The organism is Paenibacillus sp. sgz302115 (assembly GCF_056120445.1).
The window spans coordinates 289,848-309,067 of record NZ_JBVYOK010000006.1; the positions used below are offsets into that span (position 1 = coordinate 289,848).

Annotated in this window: 19 protein-coding genes; 13 read left to right on the plus strand and 6 right to left on the minus strand. The window is 50.8% G+C overall.

What is annotated here, in order from left to right; all coding sequences use genetic code 11:
* The first annotated feature begins 60 nt into the window (after nt 1-60).
* The 4 genes from AC0LWN_RS14890 to sda all read left to right on the plus strand — a co-directional run bounded on the left by AC0LWN_RS14890 (nt 61) and on the right by sda (nt 2,920).
* Nucleotides 61-849, plus strand: coding sequence for a Cof-type HAD-IIB family hydrolase (locus AC0LWN_RS14890; protein WP_474666550.1), 789 nt, complete (start codon nt 61-63; stop codon nt 847-849).
* Nucleotides 850-865: 16 nt separating this feature from the next.
* Complete coding sequence (locus tag AC0LWN_RS14895; protein WP_474666552.1) at nt 866-1,402, plus strand: GNAT family N-acetyltransferase; 537 nt, start codon at nt 866-868, stop codon at nt 1,400-1,402.
* A gap of 384 nt (nt 1,403-1,786) precedes the next feature.
* A complete protein-coding gene (locus AC0LWN_RS14900) occupies nt 1,787-2,449 on the plus strand; it encodes a YheC/YheD family protein (RefSeq protein WP_474666554.1) in 663 nt (220 codons plus the stop codon).
* A 327-nt stretch (nt 2,450-2,776) separates the two neighbouring features.
* Nucleotides 2,777-2,920: a sporulation histidine kinase inhibitor Sda gene (gene sda, locus AC0LWN_RS14905; RefSeq protein ID WP_042217282.1), complete on the plus strand. Its 144-nt coding sequence runs from the start codon at nt 2,777-2,779 to the stop codon at nt 2,918-2,920.
* Between the two features lie 134 nt (nt 2,921-3,054).
* Here the strand turns inward: sda and AC0LWN_RS14910 are convergent, their stop codons facing one another.
* The gene (locus AC0LWN_RS14910; protein WP_474666633.1) at nt 3,055-4,029 is read right to left on the minus strand and encodes an NAD(P)/FAD-dependent oxidoreductase; all 975 of its coding nucleotides are present in this window, start codon (nt 4,027-4,029) and stop codon (nt 3,055-3,057) included.
* Between the two features lie 324 nt (nt 4,030-4,353).
* Here AC0LWN_RS14910 and AC0LWN_RS14915 point away from each other — a divergent pair, with 324 nt between their 5' ends.
* The gene (locus tag AC0LWN_RS14915) at nt 4,354-5,547 is read left to right on the plus strand and encodes an NAD(P)/FAD-dependent oxidoreductase (RefSeq protein ID WP_458966621.1); all 1,194 of its coding nucleotides are present in this window, start codon (nt 4,354-4,356) and stop codon (nt 5,545-5,547) included.
* A gap of 1 nt (nt 5,548) precedes the next feature.
* Nucleotides 5,549-5,812, plus strand: coding sequence for a hypothetical protein (locus AC0LWN_RS14920; RefSeq protein ID WP_474666556.1), 264 nt, complete (start codon nt 5,549-5,551; stop codon nt 5,810-5,812).
* A gap of 111 nt (nt 5,813-5,923) precedes the next feature.
* Here AC0LWN_RS14920 and hemQ read toward each other — a convergent pair whose 3' ends face one another.
* On the minus strand, nt 5,924-6,679 hold the full coding sequence (gene hemQ, locus AC0LWN_RS14925; protein ID WP_474666558.1) for a hydrogen peroxide-dependent heme synthase: 756 nt from the start codon (nt 6,677-6,679) through the stop codon (nt 5,924-5,926).
* A gap of 206 nt (nt 6,680-6,885) precedes the next feature.
* Between hemQ and AC0LWN_RS14930 the strand changes: the two genes are divergently transcribed.
* The 3 genes from AC0LWN_RS14930 (at nt 6,886) to dnaI (ending at nt 9,882) form a co-directional block, all read left to right on the plus strand.
* Entirely contained in the window at nt 6,886-7,182 is a 297-nt protein-coding gene (locus AC0LWN_RS14930) for a YuiB family protein (RefSeq protein WP_458966624.1), read from the plus strand.
* A 180-nt stretch (nt 7,183-7,362) separates the two neighbouring features.
* Nucleotides 7,363-8,907: a replication initiation and membrane attachment family protein gene (locus tag AC0LWN_RS14935; protein WP_474666560.1), complete on the plus strand. Its 1,545-nt coding sequence runs from the start codon at nt 7,363-7,365 to the stop codon at nt 8,905-8,907.
* 18 nt (nt 8,908-8,925) lie between these two features.
* Nucleotides 8,926-9,882 carry a primosomal protein DnaI gene (gene dnaI, locus AC0LWN_RS14940; RefSeq protein ID WP_458966626.1) on the plus strand — a complete coding sequence of 319 codons (957 nt, stop codon included), beginning with the start codon at nt 8,926-8,928 and terminating at the stop codon, nt 9,880-9,882.
* Between the two features lie 75 nt (nt 9,883-9,957).
* Here the strand turns inward: dnaI and AC0LWN_RS14945 are convergent, their stop codons facing one another.
* Nucleotides 9,958-10,113, minus strand: coding sequence for a YqzM family protein (locus AC0LWN_RS14945; RefSeq protein WP_474666562.1), 156 nt, complete (start codon nt 10,111-10,113; stop codon nt 9,958-9,960).
* 351 nt (nt 10,114-10,464) lie between these two features.
* Here AC0LWN_RS14945 and trxA point away from each other — a divergent pair, with 351 nt between their 5' ends.
* Both trxA and uvrC read left to right on the plus strand, forming a co-directional pair.
* On the plus strand, nt 10,465-10,782 hold the full coding sequence (gene trxA / locus AC0LWN_RS14950; RefSeq protein WP_458966628.1) for a thioredoxin: 318 nt from the start codon (nt 10,465-10,467) through the stop codon (nt 10,780-10,782).
* 171 nt (nt 10,783-10,953) lie between these two features.
* A complete protein-coding gene (uvrC, locus tag AC0LWN_RS14955) occupies nt 10,954-12,951 on the plus strand; it encodes an excinuclease ABC subunit UvrC (RefSeq protein WP_474666564.1) in 1,998 nt (665 codons plus the stop codon).
* Between the two features lie 445 nt (nt 12,952-13,396).
* Here the strand turns inward: uvrC and AC0LWN_RS14960 are convergent, their stop codons facing one another.
* Nucleotides 13,397-15,088: a CPBP family intramembrane glutamic endopeptidase gene (locus AC0LWN_RS14960; protein WP_474666566.1), complete on the minus strand. Its 1,692-nt coding sequence runs from the start codon at nt 15,086-15,088 to the stop codon at nt 13,397-13,399.
* Nucleotides 15,089-15,265: 177 nt separating this feature from the next.
* On the opposite strand from AC0LWN_RS14960, the gene AC0LWN_RS14965 reads away from it, so the two are divergent.
* The gene (locus tag AC0LWN_RS14965) at nt 15,266-16,633 is read left to right on the plus strand and encodes a TrkH family potassium uptake protein (protein WP_474666568.1); all 1,368 of its coding nucleotides are present in this window, start codon (nt 15,266-15,268) and stop codon (nt 16,631-16,633) included.
* 15 nt (nt 16,634-16,648) lie between these two features.
* The gene (locus AC0LWN_RS14970; RefSeq protein ID WP_458967900.1) at nt 16,649-17,317 is read left to right on the plus strand and encodes a potassium channel family protein; all 669 of its coding nucleotides are present in this window, start codon (nt 16,649-16,651) and stop codon (nt 17,315-17,317) included.
* A gap of 72 nt (nt 17,318-17,389) precedes the next feature.
* Here the strand turns inward: AC0LWN_RS14970 and AC0LWN_RS14975 are convergent, their stop codons facing one another.
* Both AC0LWN_RS14975 and AC0LWN_RS14980 read right to left on the minus strand, forming a co-directional pair.
* On the minus strand, nt 17,390-17,917 hold the full coding sequence (locus tag AC0LWN_RS14975; protein ID WP_474666570.1) for a hypothetical protein: 528 nt from the start codon (nt 17,915-17,917) through the stop codon (nt 17,390-17,392).
* Between the two features lie 48 nt (nt 17,918-17,965).
* Nucleotides 17,966-18,865 (minus strand): LysR family transcriptional regulator, encoded by a 900-nt coding sequence (locus AC0LWN_RS14980; RefSeq protein ID WP_474666572.1) that lies wholly within the window; start codon nt 18,863-18,865, stop codon nt 17,966-17,968.
* Nucleotides 18,866-19,220 lie beyond the last annotated feature (355 nt).

Consider the following 19,220-nt stretch of genomic DNA (forward strand, 5'->3'; position numbering starts at 1 on the left):
CGATACCGATGTGAGCATTGTTGTCTGCAGACTATAGCTATCCTGGGGGAGGGATTCGCAATGAGGTTCGCTGCAGTTGTGCTGGATTTGGATGGAACGCTGCTTAACTCAGATAAAAAGATTTCAGAACGGAATTACAAAAGCGTTATCGCCTGTCATGAAGAAGGAATCCATATTATCTTTGCCACTGCACGTCCGCCCAGAGCCGTGAACGCTTTTCTGTCTAAGGAATTATTAACGTTAGGTTCCTTTGTGTATTACAACGGGGCTATGATCGTATGCAATCATCTGGGGATTAACGTTCATGAGCCTATCCATAGAAGCATTGCGGCAGCAGTACTTGAGCATTGCATCAGCGATCATCCGGATCTTGAGCTTGGGATTGAAGTTCAGGACGAATGGTTCAGTCTGAAGGAAGTTGATTATACCACTGTTATGAATGTGAAAGGGACACCGGTTGTGAAATCTCTGGAAGAGCTTAAGGCATATGATGCCACAAAAATTCTGATCACTGGAAGCATGGATGTAGAAGCGCTTCGCAAAAAATTCTCTTCTGAGCTCAATATCCTGGTTACGGACAACGGGCAGCTCATACAGATCATGTCGAGCAAGGCTTCCAAAGAATTGGCAGTATTGAGTCTGCTTGCTAAGTTGGGAATTTCCAAAGAGGAAACAGTGGTTTTTGGAGATGATCATAATGATATCGGGCTGTTCAACGTTTGCGGCTGGTCTTTTGCTATGGGGAACGCTATACAGGAATTAAAGACCATCGCCAGCGAGGTGACGGAAACGAACGATAATGACGGTGTGACTGTAGGATTGGAAAGGATAATAAGGCAGAATGGGTAAGAAAGAGGGGAGAACCTTGCAAATAGCAACAGAACGGCTAATCATCCGTGAATTTACCGTTGAGGATATGGAAGCTGTGCATGTATATGCCTCGGACCCCCTGGTGGCGAAATATATGATTTGGGGACCGAACTCGGTAGAGGACACGAGGGGCTATATCAACCTGACCTTACAAATGCAACGGCAAAGTCCCCGGCGGGATTTCGAATTTGCCGTCGTTTTGAAACAGACCCATCAGCTAATTGGCGGATGCGGCATTCACGTTAGCGAACCGAGGCAAGGGGAGATCGGCTATTGCTTCAACCCGCTGTTTTGGAGACAGGGATATACTTCTGAGGCCGCTGCCGCTGTGCTTGATTTCGGATTTCAAGAGTTGGATCTTCATCGGATATATGCGACCTGCCGGCCGGAGAATATTGGCTCCGCTAAAGTCATGCAGAAGCTTGGTATGGCTTACGAGGGACATTTGCGGGAGCATATGTGGCATAAGGGGAAGTGGCATGACTCCTACCAGTATTCGATTTTGAAGCAGGAATATAAAAGGGAGACATGAAGAGCTATATACTGGAACACTCTGACCGGATGCCATATTTTACTGATATATATATATGAAAGAATATCAGCGGATCAAGCTGTCCATCTGCACAAGCCATCGGCGCGATTTTTCATAGATTATATTAGTACTGTTCAGAGAATCCGACATCATCCGCACTTGTCCTTGCCCTGGCGGTTGCTGTCGATTGCCGTAAAGTGGGCTTGTCAGATTCTGCGGCAACCCCGTGTCTCCCATATACGATGTACCAGGACATAAGGCTCTGCTGCCATATGCCCTTTTTTGCCGTTCGCTCCCGCTTACACGGACAATCATACAGGAGGGCGTGACCTTTTCTGAGTAATGTATAGGGTAGGCTGGGAATGAGAAAGGAGAGGGAGAAAGATGGCAGGAAGACAACTGGCCAGCAAGTGGCTGAAAACTCAGGCGCTGCTTAGTGATCCACGGGTTGCCGGTTACATTCCAAGAACGATGGAATATAGTGCTGCTGGATTATTAACGATGCTGGGGAGATACAGTAATGTAGTAATCAAGCCTGTTGTGGGCGGCGGCGGCTACGGGGTAATCAAAGTATTCCGGGATAAGCGCGGGTATGGCTTCACGTATATGCACAGCACACGGGTTTTTCGTGATTTCTCATCCATGAGACATGCTTTGGACAGATTCAAGGTCAAACGGAAATATTTAATCCAACAGGGTATTTCTCTGGCCCGGATTTCCGGGCGCCCGCTGGATTACCGGGTCAAAGTGGCGAAGAACGGGGATCACTGGGTATTCCGTGCGATGGTGGGAAGGCTGGCAAGACCGGGGCTGTTCGTCACCAACCTGTGCAAGGGAGGGACGATGCTGAGCTGCCGGGAAGGGCTGAGAAAATCATTGCCGAAGGTGAGTACGTCAGCTAAAAAGGCAGAGATGCGGCGGCTGACCTTGATCTGCATAGGAGTGATGGAGCGGCATTTTCCGGGAGTTGGAGAGCTTGGCTTTGATTACGCTGTAGATCATAGGGGAAAAATATGGATTTTAGAAGTGAATACGAGACCAAAGTAATTAAATAATTTTTAAGAATTGACGATAAATATAGTAATGAGATAGAATTGCGATTAGTGTGTGTGAATTGTAAGGGAATGTATGGAAGGAATTCCACGTAATTATGAACATTTTTAAAAAAATATCGCCGCAAATGATAGGGCCTGGCTCCTGTGCATAACTGTTATCCCCATATTCCACTGTGCAGTTAATGACCCCAGAGGCTTTACTAACATATTATGCACAGGATCTCCACAGTTGGCTGTGGATAATGAGAACGCTTGTTCGAAAAATGATAGTTTGCTATGATAGATTCAGATCCAAATAAAGGAAAGGTAGGTGAACGTTATGGTTGAATTGTCGGATGAGATGCTCTTGGACTCTTACCATAGAGCAATAGAGCTGCAATTAGAGCATGATTTCATCGCTCTGCTGCTCGCTGAAATTCGCAAACGGAACTTACACTCTCCAGTACATGCGGTTCTTCATTAAAGCTCAGAGCATACCTTTCAGCAGCACAATCATTCAAACCGCACGCGGCACAAAATAGGGTATCTTTTCAAGTTGAGTGCAATCAGCCTGAAAGGATACCCTTTTATTGTACACAAGTATGGGTGAAAAAAAGCCTAGAGCTTGAGGTTGCTGCTATGTCCCGGGGACAGCTTTGCCTCAGGATCAATGTATACCTTGGCATTATTCACAGCGGTAGGAGCTTCTCCGAATCCAACGGCGATTAGCTTCAGCTTGCCCGGATAGGTTGTAATATCCCCGGCAGCGAAGATTCCTGGAATGCTTGTCTCCATACGGGAGTCAACCACGATCGAGTTGCTCTCGATATCAATACCCCATTCGGCAATCGGCCCAAGGGAGGACACGAAACCAAAATTGACAATTACGCTGTCTACTTCAATCTCTTGCGTCTCTTTGGTTTTGATATTGGATAGGGTGACCTTGGTGATGAACTCTTCGCCATGCAGCTCGGTGATCTCCGAAGGGGTAATTACATTTACCTTGGAGGCCATCAGATTCTCTACGCTGTGCTCATGTGCCCGGAATTTATCGCGGCGGTGAATCAGAGTTACCTGCTCGGCGATTGGCTCCAGCATTAGCGCCCAGTCAACTGCGGAGTCGCCGCCGCCGCTGATCAGCACCTTTTTGCCTTTGAATGCGTTCAAATCACTTACAAAATAATGCAGGTTCGCTTTCTCAAAACGCGCTGCTTCCGGAAGCTCCAGACGGCGCGGTTCAAAGGCGCCTACGCCTGCGGTAATGATCACCGCTCTGCTGTGATATTCCGCCTTATCGGTGGTGACGATGAAATGGCGTTCGTCCCGCTTGGTAAGCGAGACGACCTTCTCTTCCAGCCGGATGTCGGACTGAAACATTTCCATCTGCCGGGAAAGGTTATTTACCAGCTCTTGAGCGGTCACTTTTGGAAAACCGGCCACGTCGTAAATATATTTTTCAGGATAAAGAGCAGCAAGCTGCCCTCCCAATTGGGGCATACTTTCAATAAGGGTTACCGATGCCTGGCGCATCCCGCCGTAAAAAGCGGCAAACATACCGGCTGGGCCCCCGCCTATGATTAGAAGATCGCTCATAGGAACGGATTGCTCTAGTGTCACGTAATATTACACCTCCGAGTTGATAGTTTCAAATTGCCATACTAGTTTACTTCCTCATTATAAACATTGTGGGACCGACCTGCAAAGGCTTGATTTGCCCCGAAAGTTATGACTTTTTGTTGTATGATTATATTTGATTAAAACGATACTAAGGTTTACAATGGATATGGTTATTTTAGAAATCCTTTAAGTTTTATTGGAAATTCTTCTGAATTTAAGTGTATAAATTCACAAAAGAACCTGAAATTTTTGACAAAAAATAACACATAGACAGATTCACCTGTTGGAAGGAGCCGGAACATGAGCAGTATTCCCAAAATCGTTATTCTAGGCGCGGGATATGGAGGTATTTTGACCGCGCAGCGGCTGCAGAAAGCTTTGAACTATAATGAAGCGGATGTGACACTCGTAAACCGCCATGAGTATCACTATTTTACAACCCATCTTCATATGCCTGCTGCGGGAACGGACAGCATTGAGCATTCGCGCGTATCTATTTCTAAATTAATTGATGAATTCAAAATTGATCTCGTAAAATCTTCCGTACAGGAAATTCGCACCCAGCAGAAAAAAGTCATTCTGGAAGATGGCACGCTTTCCTATGACTATCTCGTAATCGCCCTTGGCGGCGAGCCGGAAACGTTTGGAATTCCGGGACTCGACAAATATGCGCTGACGATCCGCAGCATAAATTCTGTGCGCCTGATCCGTGAGCATATTGAATATCAATTTGCCAAATACAAGAATGAGAATAATGCACAAGAGCATATCAATTTCGTTGTGGGTGGCGCAGGCTTCAGCGGCATTGAATTTGTGGCCGAGCTGGCCGACCGCATCCCGGCTCTGTGCAAAGAATATGATGTTGATCCAAGCATGGTTAATGTCTACAATGTGGAGGCCGCACCTACAGCGCTGCCGGGATTTGCCCCGGAGCTGGTGGAGCATGCGATGACTGTGCTCACGAAGAAGGGTGTAACCTTCAAGATCGGCGTAGCGATCAAGGAATGTCTGCCTGGCGGTGTTATCCTCGCAACTGGCGAAGAGATTAAAGCCTCGACCATCGTCTGGACTGGCGGAATCCGCGGTAACCGTCTGATCGAAGCCGCTGGTTTTGAAGCGATGCGCGGACGCGTGAAGGTGGACGAGTACCTGCGTGCGCCGGGACATGAGAATATCTTTATTATCGGCGACGGCTCCCTGATGATTAATCCCGAAGGCCGCCCTTATCCGCCGACAGCGCAAATTGCCATGCAGCAGGGCGAGTGCTGTGCGCATAATCTTGTGGCAGCCATCCGCAGCCAGCAGCCGAAGAAGTTCGCCTTCAGCAACAAGGGGACTGTGGCTTCGCTTGGCAAAGGTCAGGGCATCGCCGTGGTCGGCGATAAGAAATACAAGGGCTGGACAGCGGCGCAACTGAAGAAGGTCGTGGACATGCGTTATTTGTTCATTATCGGCGGCATTCCGCTGGTGCTCAAAAAAGGAAGATTCCTCTAAGATGCGCCACTGCAGCGTGCAAGTACGCGGACTGCTGACGCGTGAAGAGCTGGATAGGTATAATGGCTTGATTGAGGTGGGGTCTTATCTGGAGGATCAGAGCCGCTACGACCTCGCTTACAATGTGCAGAAGGAAATCGACATTCTCATTCTCCCGGCGATTGAACGCCTGAAGGATAAGAGCCGGGCCCGTGACCGGGCGACGGCGGAATATCTGGAGAGTTTGCGGGATGAGGATGCAGACAGCGAAGAGGACGACGAATAAGACGGTGGACTTACTCCGTCATTTCGGCTTTTCATAATCAAAGGGTGTGTCTCTGTGGAGGAGACACACCCTTTTTGCAAGCTGGACATTATGCAATTATTTGAGGCAATCTTACAGCTTCAGCATTTCCTCAAACGTTTCGGGAGTCAGCAAATTGCCGACATAGAATGGGCCAAATTCGCCGTAGCGGGCGCTTACTTCGTCAAAACGCATTTCGTATACGAGCTTCTTGAACTGCAGCGCATCTTCGGCGAACAGGGTTACGCCCCATTCCCAATCATCGAAGCCGACGGAGCCGGTGATGATTTGTTTCACTTTTCCGGCATACCCGCGTCCGATTAACCCGTGCGAATGCATCAGCTCGCGGCGTTTCTCCATATCCAGCATGTACCAGTTGTCGGCAAGCTCGCGTTTCTTGTTCATCGGGTAGAAGCAAATATGCTTCGCTTGCGGCAGAACTGGCTTGAGCCGGGCGGCGACATGCGGATTCAGCATAGGATCGCTGCCATCGGTATTTCCTCCTGCGGCATAGTTGCTGAGCTCAACAATACTGACGTAAGAGAAGGACTTGGTGGTATATTGGGCAAAGGCGATTTTGTTGAAGGCAGTCTCAAGCGCATTCAGCGCTTCGAGGCTTTCCCGCAGAAACATCATCACGAAATCAGCCTTCTGGCCGACAATGGAATACACTGTGGAGCTTCCTTCCTTGGCCTCCTCCACCGGTCCCCATTCCTCCATAAAGGCATGCAGCTCTTCCAGGGCAACGGCGCGTTCTTCATCATCGGCGGCCGTCCAGGCCGTCCAGTTCAGAGAGCGGAAGTCATGCAGGGCATACCAGCCTTCCAGCGTCAACGCGGCTTCGTTCATGTTCTCACTCCTCGTAAAGTTCCAAATGATCTATTTGCATTGTAGCGCATGCGGGAGGCCAAGAGCAAACTCTGACGCTTTATTTTGCAGCAGTTGGCTTTTGCAGGACGATAATGTTCATTGCTTCGTTACATTTTTTCTAGTAAACTTACAATTACATAAGGTTCGCTGTGCGGTTCTTTATAGAGAGAGGGGATGGCGGTAAGATGGGATTTATTCCTGTGTTTGTACTGGCCGTTTTGTTCTTTGTTATGATGTTTGGCATTGGCTTTATTCTTAACATGTTAATGAAGACCACCTGGTTCCCCGCCTATCTGTTCGTGATCGTGATTCTGCCTGTGGTCGTATATTCCATCTGGGATCAGAGCACAATGACTCTCTGGCAGCATCTGTCAACATTTCATGTGGTGGACTATCTCACCGGAATTGCCGGACTTGCCGGCGCGGTGCTCAGCGGCTGGACGATTCAGAAGCTGCGGCTGGGCGGCTACAAAATGTTCTAAATGAAGCGTTGCAATACACACCCACAAACGGCTGCTGCCCTTGTTACAGGCTGGCGAGGCCGTTTTTCTACATTTTGATAGGATATATTTGGACTTTTTTTTACATTTCCGGCCGGGTGTTTTGTGATAGAATAGAAATCTATACGGATTCGTGTAGAAAAAGAGGGAGGTAATCCGCAGATGCGCATGAGTCACCTGCATCATTTCACCGAACATCATCGGTACTGCGTTTCCCGCGAATTCGGTCTAAGCAGTGTGGATGGACGTATGCTGAGCTCGGTGTATCAGCCGATGGTCGGCGCTTTTGCCGTCAGCCTGTACCGGCTCCTGTTCGAGCATATTCCGGCTGAAGCTATCGGCTACTCCCCGGTGGAGCAGCAGCGCCGGCTGTTCATGACACTGGGCGTAGAGCCGAATGAGAAAGGCCGCAAATATTTGGTGGACCAGGCTTCCCGGCTGGAAGCGGTGGGGCTTCTGCAGACCTGCCGTATCTATGTCGCGGAAACCGATGATTATATGTACGAATATGAGCTGCTGCCGCCGCTGTCGCCGGCTGATTTTTTTGCAACCCAGCATTTGACGCTGCTGCTGCGGGACAAGATCGGCAAATTCGCCGTGTTGTCGCTGCGCGAGCAGTTCTGGAACCGGGAACCGGAGGAATGGAGCCGCCGGTCCATCGGCAAAGAGAATATTTCCCTGCCCTTTTACGATATTTTTCAACTCAATACGCATGTGATAGATTATGAGCTGGAGCAGGCGCTGGCCGAGGTTGCTTCGGTCCGGCAGCCCGGCATGCGTGAAACCGGTGAACCAGCCATCGGCTATAGCGACATCATTTTGCGTTTCCCGCGCGAGTCCGTTAACCGGGTTCATGTCGAGAAGCTGCGCTTTGACCATACCCAGATGGGGCTGATCAATTACGTGGCCCACAAATACGAGCTTAGTCCCCAGGATCTGTCCCGCCTGCTGGATGAGGACGGGGTGTTCACGCCGGACGGGGAGGTGATCCTGGATGCGTTGCAGTACAAGGCGAGCCAGCATTTCCGCCAGGATCTGAAGCGACAGGAGAAGCGGGAAATCGCTGCAGCCAAGGTAATCTCCCTGCGCTCGGCATCCGCTGAGGAAGGCGATGATTCGATTGCTCCGCCGGAGCAATCGGTCGAGATGGAGTATTATGTGGAGGTTCCTCCGCAATTTTTATCCAAATGTGACATACACCAATATAATATGATGCTGCGCAACGAGCCTTATACACGGCTGCTGCAGACATTCTTTCCTGGTTCAGTACCAACCCAATTGATGGATACCTTCGAGAAGATTGACCTCAATTACAAGCTGAGTGGAGAGGTTATCAACGTGCTGATCCATTATGTGATGACTATGGTGGCTTCGGGCGGAGATCAACGGATGAACCGTAATTTCGTTGAGGCTATCGCCAGCAATATGCTGGTGAAGCAGGTGAATACTTACGAGAAAGCTGTGCGTTATATCCGTGACCAGACCAAGGTCAAGGGAAAGGGGACAGCAGCGGGGGCTGCCGGTTCGACCGGGACCCGTCAGCGTACCTACACCAAGGGCGGAGGCCGGTCCGTCAAGCCGGAGATTCCGATTGTGCTGGATGACGGCAGCGCCGGAACCGTATCGGATGAGGAGTTCGCGGCGGCAATGAAGAAAGCGGCTGAAATCAAGGCCAGCAAGAAAAAGGGCGTATCCAAGACGCCGTAAAGAAAGCGAGGTGCGGCTATGGAGTCTATGGGTGAAGTGCTGCGTTCGATGAACAATTCCGCGCTGCGCCAGCGTTCCCGCGATCTTGAGCAGAACCTGCTGAACCATCCTTTGGTGAAGCAGCTTCAGGCGGAGCATCCCGAGCTGGACGAGTCGCGGCTGAAGCTGCACTTAAGCCGTCTGTATCAATATGTGGAAGAGAGCCGCCACTGCGCGAGCTGTCCGGGTCTTGAGAATTGCCCGAATGACTTCCCGGGGCATTACAGCAAGCTTACTGTAGAGACGGTGAACGGTACGGTGGATCTGTATGAACGCAAGACCGCCTGCAAGCTTAAGGTTGCTCAAGATAATCAGGACAGCATCCGCAAGCGCATCCGCAGCTTCTATGTGGATGAACGCGTGCTGAACGGCGGTTATGACGAGATAGATATTATGGGCAAGGACCCGCGACGGGTGTCTGCCGTGAACCAAATATTTGATTATATTGCCGAAGCCAAGGAAGAGGGTCTGACTGCACGGGGGATCTATCTTCATGGCAGCTTTGGAACAGGAAAGACCTTCCTGATGTGCTATCTGCTCCACGAGCTAGCGGTAGCCGGACACAGCGGCGTAATTGTGTACATGCCGGACTTCATTGAGGATCTTAAGTCGATCATGATGGACGCCCAGAAGCTGAAGGAAACCGTCGATACGCTGAAAAACTGTGATTTGCTGATTTTTGACGATATCGGTGCGGAGAATCTGAATCCGTGGGCCCGCGACCACGTGCTGGGAGCGATCCTCAACTACCGCATGAACCGCAAGCCAACCTTCTACACCTCCAACTATCCGCTGGACGGTCTGGAGAAGCATCTCAGCTTCACCAGCAAGGACGGCGAAGAGGTCTACAAGGGGAAGCGGCTGATGGACCGGATAGCTCCGTTTGTGGATGTCATTCCTCTGCATGGGGAGAATCAGCGGGGAACGGGCAGATAGCTTAGCGGGACTGAGAAACAGCAAAATCCGGCGTCTTCCTTTCGGAAACGCCGGATTTTGTGTTGGAAGATATTTTTACTCCATTAGAAATTTAATAATAACCATCCCGAAAAAAACCACTGTCATAAATCCCATCATTCCGAAAAAACCGGTCAATAAATCGCCCAGATCATTGCGGGGCTCCTCATTGACATGCTCTCTGGGGTCCCGTGCTTGCGCGTTGGCATCCATCTTTTTTTCCTCCTTGCAGTTGCATGACTGCAAATAGTGGGTTACAGTTAGATGTGTGAGAGAAGTCATTGACAATTAATGCGCTTTCTTTAAGTATACGAAGTCCATGAAACGTTGTAAAGAAGAGAGTACTGCCGAAATATTAGATTTTATACAATTAAATTTTATGAAACTTCACCCATTATCAAGATTAATATGTTATACTGTGGATGTGTCGGTAAATGATAATCTGGTTATCATATTACATGAAACAATTTATTCCAATATAATTTCGGAGCGAATTCGCCACACTAAGCTTAATTGTTATAGAAGCGGATATGGCTTCGTACAACCTAAAGGAGGAACAATATCATGGCTATCGTGAACGTGTCTGACCAATCCTTCGGCAGCGAAGTGGAAGGTCAAGGGACTGTAGTAGTAGACTTCTGGGCACCTTGGTGCGGCCCTTGCAAAATGCTTGCCCCTATTCTGGAGGAATTGTCCACCGAGCTGGGTGACGGCGTGAAAATTGCTAAATTGAATGTGGATGAGAATCCGGAAACAGCTTCCCGTTTTGGCGTAATGAGCATTCCTACGCTGATCTTCTTCAAAGACGGACAGCCGGTTGATAAAGTTGTGGGACTGAATTCCAAGGATTCCTTGAAGAATATCGTAGCAAAACACCAATAAAATGCTGTTGTCGTACCCGGGGCATCAGCCCCGCCGCCAAAGCGCCTTCGGATTAGCCGGAGGCGCTTTGTGCGTCGGACAGGAGGATCGCAGGAGGATTTAGGAGTTGAACCTGTTGAACCTTTTCTTATAAACTTAGCTTATCAAGGTGTAGTAGGTGGGGGAGAAATCATGGATCATATGGAGAATATCCGCAACAAGCTGGCGCTGCTGCCCGACCTGCCCGGGTGTTATCTGATGAAGAACGAAGAGGGCACCATTATTTACGTGGGCAAGGCCAAGGTGCTGAAGAACCGGGTCCGCTCTTATTTTACAGGCAGTCATAATGGTAAAACCCAGCGGCTTGTCGCGAGCATTGCCGATTTTGAATATATCGTTACGTCCAGCAACATGGAAGCGCTCATTCTGGAGTGCAACCTGATCAAGAAGCATATGCCGCGCTACAACGTGCTTTTGAAGGACGACAAGACGTTTCCATATATTAAAATCACGAACGAAGCGCACCCGCGGCTTGAAATTACCCGCCGGGTGCTTAAAGATAAAGCGAAATATTTCGGGCCATACCCGAGCGGCTATTCGGCCCAGCAGACCAAAAAGCTGCTGGACCGGATGTATCCGCTGCGCAAATGCGGCGTGATGCCGAAGGAGGTCTGCCTCTATTACCATATCGGCCAGTGTCTTGCGCCCTGTGAAAAGGAAGTGCCGCAATCTGCCTATGACGAGATTATCGGCAATATCACCTCCTTCCTGAGCGGCGGCCATGAGGCGGTTAAAAAGGACCTCCAGCAAAAGATGCAGGAGGCGGCAGAGGAGCTGTATTTCGAGCGGGCCAAGGAGCTGCGCGACCAGATTATGCATATTGACGCCCTGATGGAGAAGCAGAAGATCAATACTACCGACACCAGAGACCGCGACGTGTTCGGCTATGCCGTGGACAAGGGCTGGATGTGTGTGCAGATTTTGTACATGCGGCAGGGGAAAATGATCCAGCGGCACTCCTCTGTGTTCCCTTTCTACGGAGAGGCCTACAGCGACTTCATCTCTTACGTGACGCAGTACTATAGCGACAATCCGGCACTGCCGCAGGAGATTCTGCTGCCGGATACGGTGCTTGAAGGAACCGATAAATCAGGCAAGCCGCAAATGGCAGTGGGCGGCGCTGAAGAGGCGGACGGCACTGCGGCGGAACTAGCTGGGGAGGCGGGTGAAGCTGTGGATCTGGCTGCGGTGGCAGGGGATGCTGCCGAGCTGGCAGGAGAGGCAGGCGAAGCTTCGGTGGCTGAGCCAGCCGCAGAAGGAACTGTTGATGCGGCCGGAGGCGCGGCTGCCCTGCAGGAATGGCTGGGCATCAAGGTGCTTGTGCCGCAGCGCGGGCTGAAGAAGCAGATGGTCGGTATGGCCTGCCAGAACGGCCGGGTTGCGCTGGATGAGAAGTTCCGGCTCATCGAACGCGATGAGGAACGCACCTCCGGCGCAGCAAGCAGCCTCGGCCAGAGCCTGGGGCTCCCTTCGCTCAGCCGGATCGAGGCTTTTGACAACTCGAACATTCAGGGGGCCAACCCGGTATCCGCGATGGTTGTCTTCATAGACGGCAAACCCGCACGCAAGGAATACCGCAAATACAAGGTCCGCACTGTGCAGGGGCCGGATGATTATGAGACGATGCGCGAGGTTATCCGGCGGCGTTATGAACGGGTGCTGAAGGAAAATCTGCCGCAGCCCGATCTGATTGTAGTCGATGGCGGGAAGGGACAAATCTCCTCGGCCATTGATATTTTGCAGAATGAGCTGGGACTGTACATTCCGGTTTGCGGTCTGGTCAAGGATGACAAGCACAGAACCGCCCAGCTCCTGGTCGGTGATTCAGCCGAACCGGTGTCGCTTGCGCGGGACAGCCAGGAATTCTATCTGCTGCAGCGCATTCAGGATGAGGTTCACCGTTTTGCGATTACGTTCCACCGCGAGCAGCGCGGCAAATCTATGGTGACCTCGAAGCTGGACTCCATTCCGGGCATTGGGGAGAAGCGCCGGAAGCTGCTGCTGAAGCATTTTGGATCGCTGAAGAAAATCAAAGAAGCCTCCATCGAGGATTTCCGTACGCTGTCAATTGGCGAGAAGCTGGCGGGTCAGATTCTTGAGGCTCTGAAGGACGAAGAACCGTCATCATAAGCGAATGATTACCGGAAGTAAAAGCTGGCCTACGGCCGGCTTTTTTCTGTACTAAATGCTGTTTGGAGAGTGACGATCATTCGCATAGCCTGAGTTCATATTAAGAATTAGAGCGGCTGAGTCGGCTAACTGGAATTTATCCCGCTAATTTAGCTTTTTGAGCAATAAAACAAGGAATAAGTGGAAAAAGTCAACCTAATAATTGTGAAGGGTCTGGATTTGGGCCTGTTTCGGGATAATTGAATAAATTAAGCGCATACATTCCACTTGAATTTTGAACAAGGGCGATATGCCGACAATCAGGTGGAGAAATTCCGGTTATTAAGCGTTGATATTCATTTTCCCTGTGCAGGAAGTAGCTGAAGTGAATAGACGGATATACCCAACACAGAAACGGCTGAGCTTTCCCTGAGTAGGGAGGCTCAGCCGTTTTTTACATTGCAGATTAGATTATGGGACTGACTGGTTCTGCTGGCTCCGGCTTGCGCGGAGGATTGAACAGGTACACGATATAGCCAACCACAAACGGCAGGACGATGGTCACGATACCAGCACCGATATTGATTGGCTCCTTCATGAAGATCAGCGTAGCGCCCATCAGGATGCTGTCAAATACGACGTGGCTGAACATGGCGGCAATAAAGCCGTAGCGCAGGAAAATATAACTGAACAAGAGGCCGATCACTGTCAGTTCAATCGGACGCGAACTGATCGGGTAGATCGGATACAGTGTATGGCCGAAGGCCCAGATCAGTGTGGTGATCAAGGAAGCCAGGAAGGTGCTGCGCACCATTTTTTTGACCATACGGATACCGAACAGGCGGTAAATGGCCTCCTCGGACAAGCCGGCAAGCCAGGCGACAATAGGCAGCAGCCAGGCATATCTCATGTTATAGGGAGATTGGCTTGCGTCCGTGGTAGACCAGTTGTGCAGCGTATAGGACAGAATGATGAACATGAGCGTCTGCACGCCAAGCAGAATAAAGGCCCAGATATAGCCGGCACGCATGCTGTCCATAACATATTTGCCGTATCCCGGTTCCTTGGCACGCGGCCAAGGGTTAAGCCCTTCCTCCTTGCGCCAGAGGCCGTTGCCTCCAACCAGCGAGAAGTAGAGCATTGAAGACATCAGCAGACTATAGATGAAGTAGAAGATGAGCATTACCATGCTGGTTATGCGGCTCTCCAGGCTGTCTCCGCCGGTTTCCGAAATCACATTGTAGGAGCTGACCATCATGATTACAAAGTGTACTGAGCTGAGAAAGATCCCCCGCTTAAAGGAGGTATGTCCTCTGCGCAAAATACTATAGATCAGCGCCAAGATACCAAGCGCCAGCGTTGGCAGACCATAGCCGAGTCCGGTCAGCCATGTGGCCAGCGAGGTCTGATCTTCAACATAGCTGACATGCCAGGCCGGGGCGGTGAAGCCCGCCCGGAAATACGAGACATCATCCTGTTGAAATTTGAAATGATATTGCAGCAGCGATTCTCCAACCTTGACCGAACTATCGGTATAGACCAGTCCGTAATCCCCGGTGTCCGCCTGGATTTGCAGCTTGGCAGGATTCGCTCCCCATAATTGCAGCCACGGACGGGCGAGGTTCTCCTTCTGCTCCAGCGACAGCCCGGGCTCGCTCGCTGTGCTGGCGGTACCGGATACAGGGGAAAGACTGGCAGTGTTCTTCTTAGCTTCTGCACTGAAGCTTGAGTCTACTCCGCGTCCAAAGCCCACGACCTTGCCGGTGTACATATTTAGATCAACCGACAGGATAGGGATCGCTTCTCCGGAAGTATAAAGCACGGCATGAAAGACATCGAACGGATAACGCTGATCCAGCTTTTTCTTGGAGTATTGATCCAGAAGCTTCTCTCGGGACATATAGCCATAGAAAGAGGAATCCGACCGGTAACTAACGGACCACTCCTCCTGAGAGGTCTCTTGATGGCCAAGCTGCTGATCTGCGAATGCGGCGGCTTTCTCACGGGCCTCGCTCTTGCTGATGGCTGCAGTGTCTCCATCTGAGAGAAGCTGGGGAGCGATTTGGAACATGATGAACACAATAAGGCCGATAATGCCTGCAAGAATGAGCCTGGTGGAAAGGGGCCGCTGCTGTAGGGGCTGGCCGACGGAATTCATGAAACGCCTCCTTGTGTGATGAAATAAACCTGTTATTTTCCATTATAGTATTACTGGCCTTGCAGATACAAAAAATTTCCGTATTATCCTTTTACGTCAATCGGGCCGGGCTTATGCTTGTTTTGTTCGGGTAATAACGATTATAATCTGTATGTTTATATTGCAGCATGCGAGAGGATGAGAGGTTTGGCTTCACCAATTCCCAAGAGTACTAGATTTCAATTTCTGAAGCTGGCTCCACCGCAGATTCTGGTTCTCGGCTTTGCCGCCGTCATTCTGACCGGAACCCTTCTGCTGATGCTTCCCGTATCGAGTGCATCGGGACATTCGCTAAGATTTATTGATGCGCTGTTCACGGCAACCTCAGCGACCTGTGTAACCGGCCTTGTTGTGGTGGACACAGGAACGTATTTCAGCACGTTCGGACAAGTTGTTATTATCCTGCTTATTCAAGTTGGCGGCCTGGGCTTTATGACGATGGCTACCTTATTCGCACTTGTCTTCAAACGCAAAATTTCGCTCCGCGACCGGCTGATCCTTCAGGAAGCGATGAATCAAGGCTCGATGGAAGGGATTGTGCGCCTGATCCGCAAGGTCCTGATTTATTCGCTCGTCATAGAAGCGGCCTCGGCTGCGGTGCTTGCGATTCGCTGGGCGTTTGATATGCCCTTTAGCCGTGCGCTCTACTTCGGAATTTTCCATGCGGTGTCTATGTTCAACAATGCCGGGTTTGATATCTTTGGCGAATACCGCAGCCTGACCGGTTATGCCAGTGATCCCGTGGTAAATATCGTGGTTATGTTCCTCATCGTTTCCGGCGGCATCGGGTTCGTTGTTATGTCGGACCTTGTGGAATACCGCCGCACACGCAGGCTGTCGCTGCACAGCAAGGTGGTCCTGTCGATGACTGCTGTGCTTATTTTACTTGGAGCCTTGGTCATTTTTATCTTTGAATTCAGCAATTCCCGGACGCTGAGTCCGCTCAGCTTTGGCGGAAAAGCATGGGCTGCATTCTTTCAATCGGTCTCGCCGCGTACCGCCGGGGCGAATACAGTGGATATTGCCGGGCTTCGGCAGGCCACGCAATTTTTTATTGTCATTCTAATGTTTATCGGTGCTTCTCCCGGGTCTACCGGCGGAGGGATCAAGACAACCACCTTCACCCTGATGGTCGGTGCGGTGATTTCCATGCTGCGCGGCCGCGAGGATATTGTGCTGTTCCGCTATCGGCTGGCACAGGAGCGCGTGTTCAAGGCACTGACGATTACTCTGCTGGCGCTGCTGCTCGTTGTTTCGGTGTCGATGATTCTGTCCACGACAGAAGACCGTCCTTTTCTGATGATTCTGTTCGAGACTACCTCCGCCTTTGCCACCGTTGGCTTAAGCATGGGGCTGACACCGGAGCTGACCCCGGTCGGCAAAATCCTGATCTGTCTGACGATGTTCGCAGGCAGGCTTGGACTGCTGACGCTGGCGTATGCGATTGGTCCGAAGAAGGGCAAGCAATTGTACAGGTTCCCTGAGGGCAAAATGATAATAGGGTAAGGAGCTGCGAATTATATGAAAGATCAGCAATTTGTCGTAATCGGTCTCGGCCGCTTCGGGTCAAGCCTTGCGCTGGAACTGATGGCTATGGGCTATGAGGTGCTTGGCATTGACCACATTGAGGAACGGGTAGAAGAAATGAGCAGCCAGCTTACACATGCGGTGATGGCGGATGCTACGGATGAGAGCATTATGCGTTCGCTGGGCGTACGCAATTTCGATTGCGGCATTGTGGCGATTGGCGATAACATGGAGCGAAGCATTCTGGCAGCCATTCTCCTGAAGGAGCTGGGAGTTAAGCAGGTGGTAGCCAAGGCGCTTTCGATCCTTCACGGGCGGGCGCTCTCTAAGCTGGGGGTGGACCGGGTGATTTTTCCGGAACGGGATATGGGCATTCGTGTAGCTCATCAGCTGACCACACCTAACCTGCTGGATTATATCGAGCTCTCCAAGGATTACATGGTGGTTGAGCTGACCGTGCCCTCCTGCATGGACGGCAAAAGCCTCTCCGAGCTGAACACGCGGGCCAAATACGGCTGCAGCATTATTGCCCTGAACCGTGAAGAGGGTATTATTGTTGCCCCAACGGCGCATGACTATGTGCGTCAGGGGGACATTATGGTTGTCATCGGCTCAAATGAGAGCATTGTGGAGTTTGAGAGTAAGGCGTTGAATGTGGAGTAGGTGCTATTAGGCCCATCGGCTTAAAAAATAAACGGATTGAACAACGCCCGGATGATTATCCGGGCGTTGCTGCTATTTTGGAAGCGAGGCAATAGTTTTAAATATCCGTGAATAGGCATCTTTAATGTTGGATGGATTTACTTGGTCATTGTACAGTCCGTACCCCCAATACTGCCCTTTACCGCCAGACTGATAATAGCCTGTGGCATACGTGTCTGCAGACATATCAGGCACTTCCTCATAGGAAAGGTCCTCATGAACAAAAGGTACATATGATTTCTTTGACTCGATGAAGAAAAAGGGAATGCCTGCTTTTTGATACACCTCAGCATATTCACTGTCTGCCGCTTCGGACAAATATTCCTTCTGAATAAAAACGGCATCCACAGCAGCGGAAAGGCTGTTGCCTATTTTTAAGTTGTCCAAAGTCATTTCCGTAAACCTGATATTCTTCTCCCGTATTTTCGGAACATCGCCTATGATCCCTATGTCAAGGCGCCTCCCTTCGTAAAGAGGTGTGTCCACCGTTTGCGGAGCGCAGCCTGCCAGGGTTGTGGACACAAGAATAAGCAGCATTAATAAAAAGTTGTTCCTTGCCATTGCAGCAGCTCCTTTTACCTTAATACCTGCAGTTCTTGTGGAAGGGGTCTATTCCCTCCCCGGCAGGAACACCTCCTCCGTCACCTGCACCAGGCAGCGTGCCGCTGTGCTTAGCCCGCCGCTGCTCTGATAGATCAGGCAGGTGGTCCGCTGGGTCTGCTCCAGCTCCTTGATATGCAGCGAGACCAGCCCGCCGCCGTTCAGCAGTTCGGGGCGCAGGTAGGACTTCGGCAGCAGCGCGGCGGCTTTGATGGTCGGCAGCAGCCGGACGATGGCCTCGAAGGAGTCGATCTCCATCCGCACATCGGGATCAATGCCGCTGCGCTGGAACAGCTCGTCGGTCATGCGGCGGTACCAGGTGCCCTTGGAGAAGAGGATCATGGGCAGCCGGGAGAGATCGCTCATGCTCAGCTTCGCTGACAGGGCCAGCGGATGCTGCTCGGAGACGACCAGCCGGAGCTGATCCTCGAACAGCGGAATGCAGCGCAGGCCCGGCTCCTGGGTGGCGGAGGCGATGATGCCGACATCGGATTTGCCTTCGCTGACCGAGGAGACAATCTCATGCGTCTTCCCGGTGGTCAGCTTCAGCTCGGCAGCCGGATACTTCTCCATGTAGGCGTTAACGAGCGGCGGCAGGGTTGTCTGCAGTGTGGTGAGGCTGGCTCCCAGGGTGACAAGCTGCGGCTCGCCTTCCTTGAACTTGGACAACGCTTCCAGGAATTTAGAACGCTGCTGCCGCTGCTCCAGCGCATAGGTGTAGGTCAGGCGTCCGACCTCCGTCAGCTCCAGCCGCTTGCCGAAGCGGTTGAACAGGGGAACGCCAAGCCGTTCCTCCAGCTTGGAGATTTTGCGGGAGAGGGCGGGCTGGGAGAGGTTGAGCTGGCGCGAGGCCCGGTTCAGGCTGGAGTGCTCCACAACGGCGGCAAAAATGTCCAAGTCATCAAACATAGGGCCATTCTCCTTTTATTCAATCTATGTTCACAGTATTCCCATTTCGAGTAGGTCATAATGAAAGTGACAAATGGCATAGCGGCTAATATGATATACCCTTTGTTAATAAGGGATTCAGTACAACATATATAATTATTGCCTTCTAAATGAGAATGATTATCACATTGAAAATATTCTTATGCGTTTATTGTATAACTATTAATAATTAGATTGCAATTCCCTTATAAGAGAAAAAAGAGTAACATGAAAAGTGACACAAGATATTCACATATTGTGAATATTAGAGCATAGTCCGGGCAAACAATGAATAGCGGTCAAAGTAGACCTTTAGCGGTCTGAAGGAGCTCCCGCT